The organism is Aureimonas sp. AU22 (assembly GCF_001463745.1).
Lineage (GTDB): Bacteria > Pseudomonadota > Alphaproteobacteria > Rhizobiales > Rhizobiaceae > Aureimonas.
Genome location: NZ_BBWJ01000015.1, coordinates 1 through 16924, shown reverse-complemented (window position 1 = coordinate 16924; position 16924 = coordinate 1). Strand labels below are relative to the sequence as shown.

At 66.1% G+C, this 16924-nt stretch carries 14 protein-coding genes and 1 pseudogene; 8 read left to right on the top strand and 7 right to left on the bottom strand.

The window, feature by feature from the left end; genetic code table 11:
* Window positions 1–33 precede the first annotated feature (33 nt).
* The 5 genes from AUL34_RS06195 (at window position 34) to AUL34_RS06175 (ending at window position 5872) form a co-directional block, all read left to right on the top strand.
* The gene (locus AUL34_RS06195; RefSeq protein WP_061932366.1) at window positions 34–1317 is read left to right on the top strand and encodes a beta-ketoacyl-ACP synthase; all 1284 of its coding nucleotides are present in this window, start codon (window positions 34–36) and stop codon (window positions 1315–1317) included.
* 23 nt (window positions 1318–1340) lie between these two features.
* Window positions 1341–2384, top strand: coding sequence for a zinc-binding dehydrogenase (locus AUL34_RS06190; RefSeq protein WP_061932308.1), 1044 nt, complete (start codon window positions 1341–1343; stop codon window positions 2382–2384).
* The gene (locus AUL34_RS06185; protein ID WP_061932306.1) at window positions 2381–3304 is read left to right on the top strand and encodes a lipid A biosynthesis lauroyl acyltransferase; all 924 of its coding nucleotides are present in this window, start codon (window positions 2381–2383) and stop codon (window positions 3302–3304) included. Before AUL34_RS06190 ends, AUL34_RS06185 begins: the two co-directional genes overlap by 4 nt.
* A 92-nt stretch (window positions 3305–3396) precedes the next feature.
* Entirely contained in the window at window positions 3397–5397 is a 2001-nt protein-coding gene (locus AUL34_RS06180; RefSeq protein WP_082653188.1) for a bifunctional diguanylate cyclase/phosphodiesterase, read from the top strand.
* Between the two features lie 145 nt (window positions 5398–5542).
* Complete coding sequence (locus tag AUL34_RS06175; RefSeq protein ID WP_061932304.1) at window positions 5543–5872, top strand: response regulator; 330 nt, start codon at window positions 5543–5545, stop codon at window positions 5870–5872.
* Between the two features lie 204 nt (window positions 5873–6076).
* On the opposite strand, the gene AUL34_RS22535 is transcribed toward AUL34_RS06175, so the two are convergent.
* Complete coding sequence (locus AUL34_RS22535; protein ID WP_192845701.1) at window positions 6077–6223, bottom strand: hypothetical protein; 147 nt, start codon at window positions 6221–6223, stop codon at window positions 6077–6079.
* A gap of 248 nt (window positions 6224–6471) precedes the next feature.
* Between AUL34_RS22535 and AUL34_RS06165 the strand changes: the two genes are divergently transcribed.
* Complete coding sequence (locus tag AUL34_RS06165; protein ID WP_061932300.1) at window positions 6472–7431, top strand: YbhN family protein; 960 nt, start codon at window positions 6472–6474, stop codon at window positions 7429–7431.
* 21 nt (window positions 7432–7452) lie between these two features.
* On the opposite strand, the gene AUL34_RS06160 is transcribed toward AUL34_RS06165, so the two are convergent.
* Window positions 7453–8265, bottom strand: a complete 813-nt coding sequence (locus tag AUL34_RS06160; protein ID WP_061932297.1) for a DUF1194 domain-containing protein — start codon at window positions 8263–8265, stop codon at window positions 7453–7455.
* A gap of 143 nt (window positions 8266–8408) precedes the next feature.
* Between AUL34_RS06160 and AUL34_RS06155 the strand changes: the two genes are divergently transcribed.
* Window positions 8409–10157 (top strand): hypothetical protein, encoded by a 1749-nt coding sequence (locus AUL34_RS06155; RefSeq protein WP_061932295.1) that lies wholly within the window; start codon window positions 8409–8411, stop codon window positions 10155–10157.
* Window positions 10158–10215: 58 nt separating this feature from the next.
* On the opposite strand, the gene AUL34_RS06150 is transcribed toward AUL34_RS06155, so the two are convergent.
* The 5 genes from AUL34_RS06150 to AUL34_RS06130 form a co-directional block, all read right to left on the bottom strand.
* Window positions 10216–11670 (bottom strand): aspartate aminotransferase family protein, encoded by a 1455-nt coding sequence (locus AUL34_RS06150; protein WP_061932294.1) that lies wholly within the window; start codon window positions 11668–11670, stop codon window positions 10216–10218.
* A gap of 12 nt (window positions 11671–11682) precedes the next feature.
* Window positions 11683–12696: an NAD(P)-dependent oxidoreductase gene (locus tag AUL34_RS06145; protein ID WP_061932292.1), complete on the bottom strand. Its 1014-nt coding sequence runs from the start codon at window positions 12694–12696 to the stop codon at window positions 11683–11685.
* Window positions 12693–13076 carry an EamA family transporter gene (locus AUL34_RS06140; protein ID WP_061932364.1) on the bottom strand — a complete coding sequence of 128 codons (384 nt, stop codon included), beginning with the start codon at window positions 13074–13076 and terminating at the stop codon, window positions 12693–12695. The genes AUL34_RS06145 and AUL34_RS06140 overlap by 4 nt, the downstream gene beginning before the upstream one ends.
* Before the next feature lie 196 nt (window positions 13077–13272).
* Entirely contained in the window at window positions 13273–14622 is a 1350-nt protein-coding gene (locus AUL34_RS06135; protein ID WP_061932290.1) for an FAD-binding oxidoreductase, read from the bottom strand.
* Window positions 14615–16057, bottom strand: coding sequence for a UbiA family prenyltransferase (locus AUL34_RS06130; protein WP_061932287.1), 1443 nt, complete (start codon window positions 16055–16057; stop codon window positions 14615–14617). The genes AUL34_RS06135 and AUL34_RS06130 overlap by 8 nt, the downstream gene beginning before the upstream one ends.
* 495 nt (window positions 16058–16552) lie before the next feature.
* Here AUL34_RS06130 and AUL34_RS06125 point away from each other — a divergent pair.
* Window positions 16553–16924 (top strand): annotated as a pseudogene (locus tag AUL34_RS06125) (porin family protein); the annotation flags it as partial.

The window sequence follows — 16924 nt, the reverse complement described above, 5'->3', positions numbered from 1 at the left end:
GCCGAACGCTTCGGCCGAGGACGGATGGAACTGATGGCTTCTCGCGATCTGGATTTTCAGGGTCGGCCCGTGGTTGCGGTCACGGGCGTAGGCGTCGTGTCGTCGCTCGGGCGGGGCGTTGCCGACAACTGGGCGGCGCTGACCGCCGGGCGGTCGGGCATCCACCCGATCACCCGCTTCCCGACCGACAACCTGCGCACCACCATCGCCGGTACGATCGACTTCATGAACGTCGAGCCATGGAGCGGCATCGCGCTCTCCTACGCGCTGGCCGAAGCCGCGGGCACGGAGGCGATCGCGATGGCGGGCCTCGATCCCACCGGGTTCGGCGCGCCGCTCTTCCTGGCAGCGCCGCCGATCGAGCTCGAATGGTCGCAGCGCCTGGCGCTGGACAAGATGAGCGGCGAGGCTCGCGAGGAGGCCGGCTACGACCGCCTGCTCGAACTCGCCCGAACCAACCGCTCCGCCGCGATCTACGACCTCACGCTCTTCGGCGGGATTTCCGAGCGCCTGGCCGACCGGCTCGGCACGCGCGGCCTGCCCATCACCTTGTCGACCGCCTGCGCGTCCGGCGCCAGCGCCATCCAGCTCGGGCTGGAAGCGATCCGCCGCGGCGACGCGGAACGTTGCATCGCGATCGGCACGGACGGTTCGGTCGGGGCGGAAGCCCTGATCCGCTTCTCCCTCCTCTCCGCGCTCTCGACCCAGAACGAAGCGCCGGAGCGGGCCTCCAAGCCCTTCTCGAAGGACCGCGACGGCTTCGTCATGGCGGAGGGCGCCGGCGCGCTGGTGCTGGAATCGCTGGCGTCGGCCCGGGCGCGTGGCGCCACGATCCTCGGCGTCGTTCACGGCATCGGCGAACAGGCCGACGACTTCCACCGCACCCGCTCCAAGCCCGACGGCTCGCCGATCATCTCCACGATCCGCGCGGGACTGGAGGATGCCGGCCTGACGCCCGCCGACATCGGCTACATCAACGCCCACGGCACCTCGACGCCCGAGAACGACCGGATGGAATACACCGGTCTCGCGGCCGTGTTCGGCGAGGCGATCGGATCGGTGCCGATCTCGTCCAACAAGTCGATGATCGGTCACACGCTGACGGCGGCGGGCGCGATCGAGGCGGTCGTCTCGATCCTGTCGATGCGCGAAGGCGTGCTGCCGCCCACGATCAACTACAGCCAACCCGACCCCGTGATCCCGCTCGACGTCGTGCCCAACGTGGCGCGCTCGGCGGACGTTTCGGCGGTCCTTTCCAATTCCTTCGGCTTCGGCGGCCAGAACGTTTCGCTCGTTCTCGGCCGCGAGCCGCGCTGAACCTTCCCTTTTCAGGAGCCCCCATGCGCGCCTTGCAACTCGTCGCCGACCGAGACCTGCGGAGCGTCGAGATCGACGCACCCGGTGCGCCCGGTCCCGGCGAGGTGACGGTTCGCATCCAGGTCGTTGCGCTCAATCATATCGACGTCTGGGGTTGGCGCGGCATGGCGTTCGCCAAGCGCAAGCTGCCGCTGACCATCGGGGCGGAAGCGTCCGGCGTCGTCGAGACGCTGGGGGCTGGCACGTCGGGTCTGGTGCCGGGTCAGCTCGTGTCGATCTACGGCGCGCGCACCTGCGGCCTGTGCCATGCCTGCCGCGAGGGGCGCGACAATCTCTGCGAGCATGTCGGCGGCGTTCATGGGTTCCACCTCGACGGGTTCGCGCAGGAGCGCATCAACCTGCCGGCGCGCCTGCTCGTGCCCGCCCCTCCCGGCTGCGACGCCGTCGGGGCGGCGCTTGCGCCCGTGACATTCGGCACGGTCGAGCACATGCTGTTCGACAATGCCAAGCTCCAGCCCGGTGAAACGGTGCTCGTGCACGCCGGCGGATCGGGCATCGGCACCGCCGCGATCCAGCTTGCCAAGCGGCACGGTGCGACCGTGATCACCACCGTCGGCTCCGACGAGAAGGTCGAGCCGGCGAAGGCGCTCGGCGCCGACCACGTCATCAACTACCGCTCGGACCGCTTCGAAGGCGTCGTGCGCAAGCTGACGAAGAAGAAGGGCGTCGACGTCGTCTTCGAGCATGTGGGCAAGGACACGTTCGCGGGCTCCATGCTGTGCCTGAAGCGCGGCGGTCGGCTCGTTACCTGCGGCTCGACGTCGGGCGTCTCCACCGAGGTCAACCTGATGATGCTGTTCCAGCAGCAACTCAAACTCCTCGGCTCCTTCGGATGCCGCATGGAGAACATGGCCGACGCCATGCAGAAGATGGCACGCGGCTGGGTGCGCCCGGTGGTGGACACCGAGGTCGGCTTCGCTGACATCGACGTGGCGCTCAAGCGCATGGAAGGGCGGCAGGTGTTCGGCAAGATCATCCTGCGGGTGGACGCCGATCTCGCCGCATGAGCGGACGGTTTCTGGAGAAGGCCTGGAAGCGGCAGCGGCAGACGCGCGACTGGCTGGTGGCCCGGGTCCTGTTCGCGCTGCTCGCGGTCCTGCGCCTGTTCCCCGCACGCAAGGGGCTGGAGGTGGCGGACCGTCTCGCGCGTTGGATCGGTCCGAAGACGCCGCGCCACCGCGTGGCGCTCGAGAACCTCAGGCTCGCCTTTCCCGAGAAGGACGAGGCCGCCATCGAGGACCTCGCCCGGCGCAACTGGGGCCAGATGGGGCGGATCGCGGCCGAATACGTCTTTCTGGACGATATCTTCGATTTCGATCCGTCGCGGGACTCGTCGAAAGGCATGGTCGAGGTCGACGGCATCGACCTGTTCCTGCAGCTGCGCGACAACCCCAAGCCGGTGATCTTCTTCACCGCGCATCTCGGTTCGTTCGAGCTGCTGCCGATCTGCGCGGCGACGTTCGGTCTGGACCTGACCGCCCTCTTCCGCCAGCCGAACAACCGCTATATCGCGCGTGAAGTTCTGTCGGCGCGGCGCACGCGCGGAGGACACCTGGTGCCCTCGAAGGCCGGGGCCGCATGGGCGCTGGCCGGCACGCTCGAGGGCGGCGGCAATGTCGGCATGCTGGTGGACCAGAAGTTCAAGCGCGGCGAACTGACGACGTTCTTCGGGCGCCCCTGCCGCACCAACCCGCTGCTGCCCAAGCTCGCGCGCAAGTTCGACTGCGACATCCACCCTGCGCGCTGCGTGCGCCTGCCGGGCGGGCGCTATCGTCTGTCGTTGGAGCCGCGGCTGGAACTTGCCCGCGACGCGGCCGGCGAGATCGACGTCACGGCGAGCTGCCAGCAGTTGAACGACGTGGTGGAGCGTTGGGTCCGCGAATATCCGGAACAGTGGATGTGGTTCCACCGTCGCTGGATGGTATGAGCCCTCCCGGCGCAAGGCCGGCACCGCAAGGGTTCGATCCGCTTCCTTAACTTTCGTCGCCTAGGTTTGCCGGGCGAAGGAATACGGATGCCATGATCAAGTTCCTCAAACGATATTCGGCAACGGCCGTCGGTGCGGGCGCAGTGCTCGCCGCCGTTTCGGTTGCGGGCGTCTGGATCGGCAAGGAGACCATCTCCAACCTTCTGGCCACGACGGCCCAGCAGCGCGTGCAAGGCTTCGTCGATTATCTCGAGGAGACGAACGGGGCCGTCGAGGCACTTCTCACGGGCATCTCGCGCGACCCCGATCTCGAATCGGAAATCCGCGCGGTCGCCCTCGCCTCCGGTCTGTCGAACTTCACCGTGTTCGATCTCAAGGGCCAGCCGGAGTTCTCGCTCAAATCGGAAGCGCATGCCTGGCTGCTGCGAGAGCGCCCGGGCGGCATCACAGGGCTCGAGCAGCTGTCGCAGACGGCCGTGGAGCGCGAAGGGCAGTGGATCCAGTCGGTGCGGTCCGCCGGCGGCGAAAGCCAGGTCATCTCTCCTATCGAGCGTGACGGCACGCGCCGGGGCTTCATCTCGGTCGTGCCCCGCATGGACGGCGTGGAAGAGCAGCTGATCCAGGTCGTGGGATATGCGGTCGCGGGTCTGATCGGTGTCCTCGTCACCGCGGCGGGTGTTCCCGGTCTCATCTATATCCGTCGCAAGTGGCGCATCGAGCAGGCCGACGAGCACATCCAGTTTCTGGCCAATCACGACACGCTCACGAAGCTCCTGAACCGCAAGCGGATCGAGGAGGATGCCGGGCGCATCTTCGCGACCTGCCGCGCCACGCGCGAGCGGCTCGCGGTCTGGGCCATCGACATCCAGGGGCTCGGCGACATCAACAAGAGCATCAGCCAGGCCGGCGGCGACGAACTGTTGCGCACCGTGGCGGATCGGCTGATGCGCATCATCGACCGCAACGACCTCGTGGCCCGCATGGGTGCGGACGACTTCATGATCGTCCAGCGCAACCTGAGGGGTCGCAACGACGTCGAAGCGCTCGCTCGGCGCATCCGCCAGGAAGTCGAGATTCCCGTGACGATCGAGGGCAACACCCTCACCCCGCAGCTGTGCATGGGCGTTTCCATGGTGCCGGAGCATGGCCGCACCATCGTCCAGCTGTTCCAGCATGCCGAGCTCGCGGTCCTCGTCCACAAGAGCTCCAAGCAAGGCGACTTCGTGCTCTTCGAGCCGTCCATGGACGAGGAGGCGAATCGCCGCCGGATGATCGAGCGCCGCATGCGCGAGGCACTAGAGCACGGGCAGTTCGAACTTTTCTATCAACCCATCGTCGGTGCCGCGGATCAACGGATCCTGGGTTTCGAGAGCCTGATCCGTCTGCCCGATGGCGAAGGCGGCTACATTCCGCCGTCGATCTTCATTCCGATCGCGGAAGCCCGGGGCTACATCAAGGCGATCGGCGACTGGGTTCTGCGCGAGGCGACACGCCAGATCGCCCTGTGGCCCGAAGACCTGTTCATCTCCGTCAACTTGTCGGCTGTCCAGTTCCGCGACGGCGACCTCGTCTCCATCGTACGCGACGCCCTGGAGGCCTCCGGCATCGCGGGCCATCGGCTGGAAATCGAAGTGGTCGAGAGCCTCCTCCTCGACCGGTCGAATGCCATTCTGGAGCAGCTGCAGGAACTGAAGACGCTCGGCGTCTCCATCGCCATGGACGATTTCGGGACGGGTTATTCGTCGCTCGGCTATCTCTGGCGTTTCCCCTTCGACAAGCTGAAGATCGACCAGTCGTTCATGATCGCCTTCGAGCAGGGCGAGGCCAATATCCGACAGATCATCGGCACGATCGTGAACCTCGGCCACCACATGAACCTGACGGTGGTGACGGAAGGCATCGAAACGCCGGAGCAGGCGGCCATGCTGGTGGAGATCGGGTGCGATCAGCTCCAGGGCTATCTGTTCGGCAAGCCCGTGGCCGCCGAGCGCGTCGCGGCCGAACTCCTCACGTCGCTCTCGCAGCGGGTCGCCAAGACGGGCGAAGTGCCGGAGACGGCCGACGCTCCCTCGCCTCATTACTCGATCGCGTGATGGACTAGTTCCGAGCTACGGCCGAAGGCATCACCCGACCGTAGTATGGTAAATGAAAAGTCAATATTTCGGTCGAACTTTATTTCTTATTGCGGCGAACCAAGTCCCGGCAGTTCCGTTTTAAAGGGAAACGAGGGCTTCTTCGATGCGCGTTCTGATCCTGGAAGATGAACCCCTGATCGCCATGGATCTCGAAGAGATCGTGTCGGAGACCCTGCAGGCCGATTGTGTATGGGCCAGCAGCCTGAAGGACGGGCTGAAGCGGATACAGGAAGGCGTGGATTTCGCCCTTCTCGATTTCGACCTGGGGGCGGACAACTCCATTCCCATCGCTCGTCGGCTCGAAGCGCTGAACGTCCCGTTCTGCTTCGTCTCGGGCAGCCTGTCGCAGGTCCCGAGCCATTTCAACAAGGTGCCGAAGATCGCTAAGCCGTACCGCTCGGCGGATATCGCCAGGGTCCTGGCGACCGCCTGACTTCGGCTTTCGATGAGGGGGGTCCGACCTCCCCGCTGGCTCCGGTACGCAACACCTGATCCGGAGCGCGCCAGCGAGGCGGCACGACGAATCATCGCCAATTATGCTTACCAATCCGCTAACGACGGGTCGGCTCCTATCCCACCATGGAAAAAGGCCGGCAAGCCGGCCTTCGTCTTCTGAACTTTCGCCGAAGCGTTGGGATCAGCGGGCGACGTCGTTCGCCGCGGCTGCGGTCGCATCGACCGTGTTGCCCACATCGCGACCCACGCCGCGCACGGTGTTGGCGCAACCCGAAACGGCCATGACAGCGGCAAGCGTTGCGGCGACGACAGAAATGCGACGGATCATGACCAAACTCCTCAGGGTCCCGATTGCGGCGAAGAAACGGCACATGCGGCAATCGGTTCCACCGCACCGCCACATTTTCCGCAATCTCGGCGCGGACCGCACGGTGCCGGTTCCATGTGTGGCGCACGACTTGTCCCAGAGTTGAAGGCGTATCGCTTTCCTCTGGCCTGTCGAGCGCTTATGTCTGGCGAGGTACGGGGCCGGGCATCGTTCCTCGTGCAGCTGCCTTGGCGACGGAAGGAACAGGCATGAAGTGGAAGGACGCCATCTGGCCCTGCGTTGGACTTGCGGCCGTGGTCCTCTCCTGCTGGATCCTCTACAAGGAAGTGCGTGGGCTATCGCTGGACGACATCTGGGTCAGCTTCCAGAACGTCGGATGGAGCCAGTGGACGCTGTCGATCCTCTGCGCCCTGCTGGCCTATGCGGTTCTCGCCTACTACGATCGACTCGCGCTCCGCCATCTCGGCCGAACTGTGTCCCTCCCCTTCGTGGCCGCCACGTCCTTCACGACCTATGCCCTGTCGCACAATATCGGCGCCTCGGTCTTTTCGGGCGCCGTGGTGCGGTATCGCGCCTACAGCTCACGGGGGCTGACGCCCTCCGAGATCGCGCTATTGATCGCCTTCTGTTCCTTCACGTTCGGGCTCGGCATCCTGGTGCTGACCGCACTCACCCAGCTCGCCGACCCGACCATGATCCGTCGGTATGTCGACGTCGATCCCTGGGTGCCCGTCAGCCTGGCGCTCGTCATCGTCGCGGGGATCGCGCTCTACGTGTTCGGGAGCTTCAGGGGTTTTCGGCCGCGCAAGATCGGCGGATTCCTTCTCCAGTATCCAAGGAGAGACGTGGTTCTGCGGCAGCTGATCGCCGCCCCGATCGAGATCGTCGCCGCGGCCGGCATCATCTATTTCGCGCTGCCACCCGAACACAATCCCGGCTTCGTCATCGTGCTCGCGATCTTCGTGGTGTCGTTCTCGCTGGCGCTCGTGTCGCACGCTCCGGGCGGGCTGGGCGTTCTCGAAGTCACGTTCCTGACCGGCCTTTCCGACGTTCCGGAAACCGATGTTCTCGCCGCGCTTCTCGTTTTTCGGATCCTCTACCTCCTGATCCCCTTCGCCGTGGCGATCGTGATGGTGCTCACCTTCGAGCAGAACGCCATGCGTGAGAGGCGGCGGGCCGCCGCAGGAACCGTGACGCCGCGCGTCTGAAGCGTACGGTTTCCGATATCGTCAGCGCTGCCAGCGCTCCTGCCATTGGGTTTCACCGATGAGGCAGTTGGCCGTCTCGCTGTCCACCGCCGCGGAAACCACGGCGCTCTCACGTCGTTTCAAGGGCCACAGGCCCGCCAGCTCCAGAACGAGCTTGCGGCGCACCGCTTCGGGAAACTGCGTCCAGCCGTTGACGGGGATCATGAAGGCGCCGGGTCCACCGATCACGCAGTCGGCGTAATAGCGGTCGAGGTCGCGGATCGATCCCCAGCCGCCGCCGGCATCTTCCCCTTGCGTCATCAAGGGCAGACCGTTGACGGTGATGCCGCGTGCGACCGCCGCATCGCGCGCTTGCGTGACGGGTCGCCCCTGGTTGTTCGGGCCGTCCCCGGACACGTCGATCACCCGGCGCATCCCCTCGAACCCGTTGCCGTCGAAGAGGTTGGCGGCGAAATCGATGGCGGACGAGATCGAGGTGCGGCGCATCCGGTCCGGTCGGGCCTCGGACAGCCGGTAGGCAAAGGCTTCGGCCGCGTCCTTGCCATCGATCAGCGTCCACGGCAGCACCACCGACTGCGACGTGTCGCCCGCCCACTCGACGTAGGTGACGGCGACGCGGCCGTGCATCCCGTCGGCGATGGCCTGCTGCAGTTCCGGCGAGCGGAAGGCGGCGACATAACCGTTCCGCTGGATGTCGAGCTCGCCGAAGTCCATCGACCACGAGACGTCCACCGCGATGACCAGCTCGACGTCGACCGGCTCCTCGGCCGCCGTCGCGGGCGAGGCCCATGTCACGAGCGATCCCAGGATCGCGAGAGCGACGCGGTTCAGCATCACCGGAGCGTCCCCCCATTCCCGCGCGGATGCAAGCCCTGATCGAAGGACCGCCACCACAGGTGGCAAGGCGAACGGCGTAAGGCGAACTTAAGCATGGTTTGAAACGATGTCGGCGCCGCGCAACCGTCCGGAAACCGTCGATGTCCCTGCCTCTCGATACCGGCGCCGGCGCGCCTCCCCTCGCCCGCCTTTCGCCCTTCTCTCTTCTCCTGTCCCCCGCGGTGATCGGCGTGGCAGTGGCGGCGGTCTGCGTGCTCGTCCTCAGCCTTCACGTATCGTTGCCGGTCGGGCCCATGTACTGGGACGTCGTCGTCTTCATCGACGGCGGCTGGCGCGTCCTCAATGGCCAGACGCCCTCGGTGGACTTCTTCGCCCCCGTCGGTCCGCTCGGCTACTGGCTCTTCGCGGCCGGCATGAAGCTCTTCCCAGAGGCGCAGCCCGTGCTTCTGGCGCAGTGGATGGTGCTGCCCGTAACGCTCGTCGGCCTTCTTCCCGTGCTCGCACGGATCGACGGGCGTTCACGCCGACTGTCGCTGGCGCTTCTTCTGCCGTTCCTCGTCTTCCAGCTGTTGCCGACGAACGTCGAGCAGTACTCCGCCTATCCCGGCATCGACGGTTTCGGCATCTACAATCGTCACGGCACGCAGCTTCTCTACGTGCTGACCGTCGCGCTGGTGTTCGAGCGTCGGCAGCGCGTGCTGCTCTTCGTGATCGCATGGATCTGTGCGGCGCTGTTCCTGTCCAAGATCACCGCCTTCATCGCGGCCGGCATGCTCTGCGCCTTCGCCTTCGCGGCCGGCCGGGTGCGGCTCGCCACCGCGATCGGTGCGCTTGCCGCCTTCGCGGCGGTGCTGGCCGGACTCGAAGCCACCACGGGCGTCGTCAGCGCCTACGTCGCCGACATCGTGCGCCTCGTCGGCATGAACGAAGGCGTCCTCGTCTCGCGCTTCGTTCAGGCGGCATCGATCCATTTCGGCATCTTCGCCTTCGGGTGCCTGCTGCTCGCGACCCTTCTCCTGGTCGATCGTAAGCCCATTCTCGCCGATGCCGGCGGTCTCGCCCGGCGTCCGTTGGTGGCACGGCAGTGGTGGGCGCTTCTCGATCGCGACGTCGTCTGGCTCGCGGTCGCCCTCTTCGTCGGCCTGTTCTACGAGACGCAGAACACCGGCGGGCAAGCCTTCATCTTCATCTGGCCGATCCTCGTGCGGATCCTGTGCGACGCCTCGCGTCACTCCACCCGTGCGACGGCAACGATCCTTGTCCTCGTCGCGGCGACGGCGATGCCGCCGATGGTCAACGTGCTCCACCGCACGGCGCGCGCCCTCGTCGGACAGATGAAATACGCCAACGTTCCGGCGGACGGCCTGCGCATGCTCGACACGGCGACGCAGCGGCCGGAGGTCATCGAGCGCGCCGCCGGCATGATCGACAATTACGTGCGGTTCCCGCAGACCTACGAGGCGCTGGCGGAGGCCAAGCTGCTGCCGATTTTCAGCCTCTATTCCGAGCTGGATTTCCAGACCGCCTGGCTGATGACGGCGAACGAGGCGGTGGAGGCGATCCGCGCCTACGAGGCGGCCAACCGCGTGCGCTTCGAGACGATCATGAGCCTCAACTTCGTGAACCCGTTCCCCTATGTGCTGGAGCGGCAAGCCACGCCCTACATCGCCATCGGCGCCGATCCGTTCCGGGCCGTCCCCGCCCCCGACGCACGCACGATCGATGCCGTACGTCGAACCGACCTCGCCCTCCTGCCCCTCTGCCCGATCACCGTCGCGAACGGGGAGCTGCAAGCCATCTACGCCGAAGGGCTGCGCGACCACGTGGCGGTGCCGCTGTCCCGGTGCTGGACGGCGTACATCCGCCCCGGCCTCGTGCGGGGCAACTGAAACGCGAAGGGCCGGATCGCAGGACCCGGCCCTTCCTTCGTTCGGCGGAGCGCTCGGCTCAGCCCATCTGCGTTTTCACGAAATCCTTGACGATCGACACGATGCCGCGCCCGAGAAGCTCGTCGAGCGCGTCGCAGAACTGGTCGACGTTCTCGTGGGAGCAGATGAGCGGCGGCTCCAGGCGGATGACGTTGCGGTTGTACTCGGTGAAGGCGACGAGGCAGTCGTAGTCCTTCAGGAGCAGCGCGCCGATGAAGCCCGACAGCGAGCCCTTCAGCTTGTCGTCGAGGAGGGCCACCATCGGCCGAAGCGCGAAGGGCAGCGTCTTCGAGAAGTCGTGGAACTCGAGGCCGACCATCAGGCCCCTGCCCCGCACCTCCTTGATGATCGACGGGTACTTCTGCGCGATCGCCTGCAGGCGTTCCTTGAGGTAGGCGCCGACCACCTCGGCATTGCCGATCAGATCTTCGTCGTAGAGCGTGTTCAGCGCCTCGATCGAGGTCGCGCAGCCCTCGCCGATGCCGCCGAACGTGGCATGGGCGTGGATCATCGCGGTCTTCGGCGTGCCGTAGGCCTTCATGTAGACGTCGCGACGCGCGATCATCGCGGCCATCGCCGCCTTGCCGCCGCCGAAGCTCTTGGCGAGTGCGGTGACGTCGGGCACCACGCCGTGGTGCTCGAAGGCGTAGAACCGCCCGGTTCGGCCATAGCCGCACTGCACCTCGTCGGCGACCCAGATCACCTTGTGCTGGTCGCACAGCGCGCGCACGCCCTGCCAGTATTCGGTGGTGGCCTCGACGATGCCGCCGCCGCCCTGCACCGTCTCCAGCACCACGACGCCGACATCCGGATCGGAGCGCACGACGGCGGTCAGCGCCGCGAGATCGCCGAACGGCACGCGATAGGTGTTCTCGACCAGCTTGAACTCGCCCTTGTAGAGCGGCGAGTCGGTGATCGAGAGGACGCCCTTGGTCTTGCCGTGGAACGAGTTCTCGGCGTGGACGATCTTGCAGTTCTTCCGGCCCGAGGCGCGCTCGGCCACCTTGATGGCGGCTTCCATGGCTTCCGATCCCGACGAGCCGAGGAACACCATGTCGAGATCGCCCGGCGAACAGGCGGCGACGTTCTTCGCCAGCGCCGCCGCGTACTGCGACAGGAAGGCGATCGCGATCTCGTGTCGCTTCTCGTCCTGGAACGTCTTGCGGGCGTCGAGAATTCGCGGGTGGTTGTGGCCGAAGGCCAGCGAGCCGAAGCCGCCGAAGAAGTCGAGGATCTTCCGGCCGTTCTGGTCGATGTAGAACATCCCTTCGGCGCGCTCGACCTTCACCTTGTGGAAGCCGAGCAGCTTCATGAAGTGGAACTGGCCGGGGTTGATGTGCTCCTTGAACACGTCGGCCATGGTGCCGACGTCCATGGCCTTGGCCTGGTCGAGCGTCAGCATGTCGGGCTTCGGCGGCCCGAGGCGCGGGGCGGCGTCGAGCGAAGGAGCGGCGGTCGTCGGGCGATCAAGCATGATCCAGGGTCCTCACTCGGCCGGATGGGGATAAGCGGAGCGGGGAGCCGAACGGCCCTCCTTCTTCGCGCGGTATTCGGAGTAGGCGGCGATCAGCATGTCCTCGTCGCGGAACTGCGGCACCCAGCCGAGGTCGCGCCTGCCCTTCGAGACATCGAGCACGCATTCCTCGTCGGCGATGAGATACTGCTCGGGGTCCATCAGCGGCCGGTTCAACCAGTCGAGGAAGTCGAGCGTGCGCTTCACGGCGAAGCCCGGCGTCGGCACCAGGATCGACCGCGAGCCGGCATGGCGCACGAGGTCGCCCAGCAACTTGCGCACCGGCGGCGGGTTGAGCGAGCCGAGATTGTAGGCCTCGTTCGGAACGCCCGCCTTCCAGGCGAGGCGTGCGGCTTCCGCGCAGTCGAAGACCGAGATGAACTGGTAGGGGTTCCGCCCCGAGCCGATCATCGGAACCGGCAGGTTGGCGTCGATCAGCTTGAACAGCTTCTCCAGGATGCCGAGGCGCCCCGGGCCGATGATCAGCCGCGGGCGGAAGAGCGAGATGCGCATCCCGCGCTCCCGCCAGTCGGCCGCGAGGTGCTCGGTGTCGAGCTTCGACTGCCCGTACTCGCCGAGCGGCGCCACCGGATGGTCCTCGGTCATCGGCGTCTTCACCGTGTGGCCGTAGATCATGTCGGTGGTGAAGTGGACGAGCTGGCCGGCACCTGCGCGGTCCATCGCCTCGATGATGTGCTTCGTGCCGTCGTAGTTGACGGGGTAGAAGAACTCGTGGCGCTTGGCGCGCACCTGCAGCGGCGAGAGCATCTTGGCCGACAGGTTGTAGACCATGTCGTCGGCCGCGATCGGCACGGCGCTCACGGCGGCCGGATCGGTCACATCGACATTGAGGTGCGTCGCGCGGGCATAGTGCGGAAGGTCGCTCTTGGCGATATCCGCGACCACGACCTCTTCGCCGTCGTTGACGAGACGCTGGGCGAGATGGCGGCCGACGAAACCGTCGCCGCCAAAGATCACGTGCTTCATCGAATGGCTCCTTCGGTGGAATGGGTCTGGGCGACGACCGGCAGGGGCGCGTCGTCAGCCACCTGGCCGCCGCCGCGCGCGATGAGGATCGTGCCGAAGCAGATCAGGGCGATGCCGCCGATGCGGGCGGCGTTCAGTTCCTCGCCGAAGAGGAACCAAGCCGCGAAGGCCACGACGACATAGGCGAGGCTGAGGAACGGATAGGCGTAGGTCAGCTCGACCTTCGACAGCACGAAGAGGTGCGAGGCCATCGAGATGACGAAGGTCAGGAGCCCGAGGAAGACGAACGGGCTGAAGACGATCGACAGGATCTTGAGGATCGGGTTGACGCCTGCAAAACTTAAGGGGCCGAGCTGCATCATGCCGTATTTCAGCATCATCTGGGCGGCCGCGTTGGTGAACACGGTGAAGAGAATGAAGGGGATGTAGCGGCTCACGCCTCGCCTCCCGGCTGTTGGATCTCGGGCCGGATCCTCTGGGGAACCGGTATGTCATGCGGTTAAGACGGGGCACGCGGGAGCGGTTGTGAACCGTGATTTCCCCCGCCAGCGTCAATCAATCCTTGCGGTCGGCGGCTCAGGCCGCCGCACCGAAGCGCCGCACCCCGACATCGAGGCGGAGGGCTGTCCGGCTCCAGAAGTCGGACCGGATCGCGGGGTCGCGCATCGCCTCCAGCGCTCGCCAGCGCGGAAACGATGCGGCGAAGACGTCCGGCGCCATGCGGGCGTCCTTGTAGGGGTTGACGGCACCGCCCGCCTCGATTGTGATCCGGTCGAGCTCGGTCATCAGCGCGAGGGTCGATGCACCCCGGTTCGGAAAGTCCAGCGTCAGCGTGTAGCCGCGGCGCGGGAAGCTCAGGACCCCCGGGCTCGGCAGGTCGCCGAACCGCTTGAGCACCGTCAGGAACGAGCCCTGGCCGTGGGCGGACGCGCACTCCATCAGCGCGCGGACGGCCTGCCGCCCCATCTGTTCGGGCACGACGCTCTGGTGCTGCTGGAGCCCGTGCGGACCGTAGAGCCGGTTCCAGGCGCCGACCCGATCGAGCGGGTAGAAGAACCCGTCGAAGGGCACGAGGCGCGTCGCCTCCTCCGAACGCAGCTTGCGGAAGTTCGCCTCGTTGAAAGCCTTCAGCGCCAACCCGCGCAAAGGGCTCACCGGGGGCGTGAAGGGCACCGTGAAGAGCGGCCGGCGGGTGCGTCCCGTGTGGTCACCCTTGCCGGCATGGTCTCCGCAGATCAGGTGCCCACGCCCGAAGCGCGGCCCTCTCGCCAGCTGATCGATCCAGGCGACGGCATATTCGTGGCCCTCGTCGGCCTCGGCCGCGCGGGCGAAGTAGTCGTCGAGGCACGACAGGCGGTGCGTCGTCTCGCGGATGGTCAGCGACGGCACCTCGAGAAGCCGCAGCCGAACGCGCGTTATGATGCCGGTGAGCCCCATCCCGCCGATCGTGGCGGCAAAGAAATCCGCGTTCTCGGTGCGCGAGCATGTCAACGCGCCGAGATCGGATCGCACGAGCGTGAAGCTCTCGACCCAGCGCCCGAACGTGCCGCGCCGGTGATGGTTCTTGCCGTGAACGTCGTTGGCGACGGCACCGCCGAGCGTCACGAACTGCGTGCCGGGCGTGACGGGCAGGAACCAGCCGTGCGGCGCGATGCGCTCGGTGATCTCGTTCAGCAGAACGCCGGCTTCCGCTTCGATCACGCCGTCCTGCAGGTCGAGCGAGAGGATGCGGTTGCGCCCGCGCATGTCGACGAGGATGCCCGCTTCATTGAGGCAGGTGTCGCCGTAGGACCGACCGTTGCCGCGTGGAAGAAGACCGTTCGCCGTCCGCAGCGTCGGGAAGGCATCCGCCTGCGGGCCATCGACGGCGCGCCGTCCGCCGGGCGGAGGCGGCGTGCGCCCCCAGTTGTCGTAGGCCTCAGACATAGGCCGCCACCAGGAACATGCAGGCGCCGAGCACCATCATGATCTGCGAACGCCAGTCGTGCATGATGAAGACCACCGGGTCCTCGTTCATGTGTCCGCGCCGGGCCAGCACCCAGATGCGCACGATGATGTAGAGAACGAGCGGGCAAAGCGGCCAGAGCAGATAGGGATGCTGGTAGAGCTCGCGGACCTCGCCGCTGTCGATGTAGAGCGCCAGGACCATCACCGACGCGAAGCCGGAGGCCATGCCCGCCTGCCCCACCGTGTCGAGGTCGACGTCCACATAGCCGCGCCCCGTGGACGACCGGTTCGCCCCACCGCCGAAATCCATGATCTCGACGAAGCGCTTCACGAGGGCGAGCGACAGGAAGAAGAAGATCGAAAAGGCGAGGAGCCAGAAGGATTCCGTCGACTGGATCGCCAGACCGCCGGCGATGATGCGCGTCGTGTAGAGGCCGGCGAGCGTCAGGACGTCGATCAGCAGCATCCGTTTCAGGGCGAACGAATAGGCCGTCGTCGCCACCATGTAGAAGGCAAGCGCCCCCATGAACTCCCAAGGGAGCAGCGTGGCGATCGCAAAGGACGATATGAACAGACCCGCCGCGAGTCCAAGCCCCGCGGGGATCGGCACCAGTCCGCTGGCGAAGGGGCGGTTGCGCTTGGTCTTGTGGCGACGGTCGGCCGCGAGGTCCAGGAGATCGTTGAGGATGTAGACCGAGGACGCCGCGAGCGAGAAGCACACGAAGGCGAGCAGCGCCGTCACGATCATCCGGAGGTCGAGAAACTCGTGGTTCAGCGCCATCGGCACGAATACGAGGACGTTCTTGCTCCACTGATGCGGGCGCATCGCCTTGATCATGCCGCGCAGGACGGAGCCCTGATCGGCGATCAGGCGGGCCGGACGCGTCGCACCGCCGTGCCAGCGCCGAGCCGAACGGTCGGGCTGTACCACCGTCGCGGTTTCGGCCGCCTCGAACAGGCAGACGTCGTCGTGCGAGTTGCCGAAGTAGTCGAACCCCTCCTTGCCGCATCGGGCTCGGATGCGATCGAGCTTGGCGCCCGCCGACAGGTTCACTTGGCGATCGCTCGCCATGACCTCGTCGAACAGGCCGAGATGGTCGGACACGGCATGCGCGAGACGTTCGTTGGATGCGGTCGCGAGCACGATGGGCCGGCCCGCCTCGCGCTCGGCCTCGAGGGCGGCGACGACCTCCGCCCGGTAGGGCAGCGTCGCCGCGTCGATCGTCGTGCGTGCCGCGAGTTCGTCCTTCAGCACGGCCTTTCCCTGAAAGGCCCAGCCGAACAGTCTCCAGAAGCCCAAGGGCTCCTGGCGAGCGAAGTGGAACAAGCTTTCCCAAAGAAGATCGCCACGGATCAACGTTCCGTCGAGGTCGACGAACAAAGGTCGCCCCGTTCGCGTGACGTATGTATCCATGACGATATCCTTACCGAGGCTCTGTCAGCTGCTGGGAAGTATCTTCGTCGGCAGGTTTCCGTACCGTAAAACGAGCGGCTCAGGCCTCGATTCCTGCGATCACGCTTAAGGGAGTCATGTCGTGTCGTGCATGATTTGAACGGTGGAGTTCACGGTGCGGTAAGTCGGAGGGCCGAAACGGCGTGGCGCAAATGTACCCGTGCGCCGTTTGACCATCCGTTCACCGAGTGGTGATACCGGGCCGCCGACCCGCTGCGACTACGCGTAGAACCCCTGCGCAGCATGATTTCCAGATCACGTATGTCGTATTGCCAGCCGCTTAGACTACGTGACGCATCGGCAACACACGCCGGAGAGGCCGCCTCCGGGCCCTTGCTGTCGATCGCACGCTAATATCTTTGGTTCTCAAGAAGCGGGAATTGCCCCGGCTTTCTCAACGACACAAAGACGGCCGCATCGTTTCGACGATCCGCGGCACGCTGGAGATCCGGAACCATGAAGCGCATTGCCCTTCTTCTCGCGTCCGCCGCCATCGCTTCCTCGCCGGCTCTTGCGGCCGATGTCGTGTACGAAGAGCCTGCGGCGCCGATGGCCGTGATGGCACCGGTGTCCAACTGGACCGGTCTCTATCTCGGCGTCCAGGCTGGCGGCGCGTTCAACCCGGACAACGGCGACGACCTGTCGATCGTCCCGAACTTCGGCGGCGCCGGCGCGACCTTCCTCAGCAACGCCTTCGGCAACAGCTTCTCGTCGGAGTTCGAGTCGAGCTTCATCGGCGGCGCGCACATCGGCTACGACTACCAGATGGACCGCTTCGTGGTCGGCGCGCTGGTCGACATCAACGCCCTCGACATCGCGCAGCGCTCG

Excerpts from the sequence above, each read along its gene's own strand:
- AUL34_RS06195 (WP_061932366.1), top strand. The coding sequence starts at position 34 with ATGGCTTCTCGCGATCTGGATTTTCAGGGTCGGCCCGTGGTTGCGGTC.
- AUL34_RS06190 (WP_061932308.1), top strand. The coding sequence starts at position 1,341 with ATGCGCGCCTTGCAACTCGTCGCCGACCGAGACCTGCGGAGCGTCGAG.
- AUL34_RS06185 (WP_061932306.1), top strand. The coding sequence starts at position 2,381 with ATGAGCGGACGGTTTCTGGAGAAGGCCTGGAAGCGGCAGCGGCAGACG.
- AUL34_RS06180 (WP_082653188.1), top strand. The coding sequence starts at position 3,397 with ATGATCAAGTTCCTCAAACGATATTCGGCAACGGCCGTCGGTGCGGGC.
- AUL34_RS06175 (WP_061932304.1), top strand. The coding sequence starts at position 5,543 with ATGCGCGTTCTGATCCTGGAAGATGAACCCCTGATCGCCATGGATCTC.
- AUL34_RS22535 (WP_192845701.1), bottom strand. The coding sequence starts at position 6,223 with ATGATCCGTCGCATTTCTGTCGTCGCCGCAACGCTTGCCGCTGTCATG.
- AUL34_RS06165 (WP_061932300.1), top strand. The coding sequence starts at position 6,472 with ATGAAGTGGAAGGACGCCATCTGGCCCTGCGTTGGACTTGCGGCCGTG.
- AUL34_RS06160 (WP_061932297.1), bottom strand. The coding sequence starts at position 8,265 with ATGCTGAACCGCGTCGCTCTCGCGATCCTGGGATCGCTCGTGACATGG.
- AUL34_RS06155 (WP_061932295.1), top strand. The coding sequence starts at position 8,409 with ATGTCCCTGCCTCTCGATACCGGCGCCGGCGCGCCTCCCCTCGCCCGC.
- AUL34_RS06150 (WP_061932294.1), bottom strand. The coding sequence starts at position 11,670 with ATGCTTGATCGCCCGACGACCGCCGCTCCTTCGCTCGACGCCGCCCCG.
- AUL34_RS06145 (WP_061932292.1), bottom strand. The coding sequence starts at position 12,696 with ATGAAGCACGTGATCTTTGGCGGCGACGGTTTCGTCGGCCGCCATCTC.
- AUL34_RS06140 (WP_061932364.1), bottom strand. The coding sequence starts at position 13,076 with ATGATGCTGAAATACGGCATGATGCAGCTCGGCCCCTTAAGTTTTGCA.
- AUL34_RS06135 (WP_061932290.1), bottom strand. The coding sequence starts at position 14,622 with ATGTCTGAGGCCTACGACAACTGGGGGCGCACGCCGCCTCCGCCCGGC.
- AUL34_RS06130 (WP_061932287.1), bottom strand. The coding sequence starts at position 16,057 with ATGGATACATACGTCACGCGAACGGGGCGACCTTTGTTCGTCGACCTC.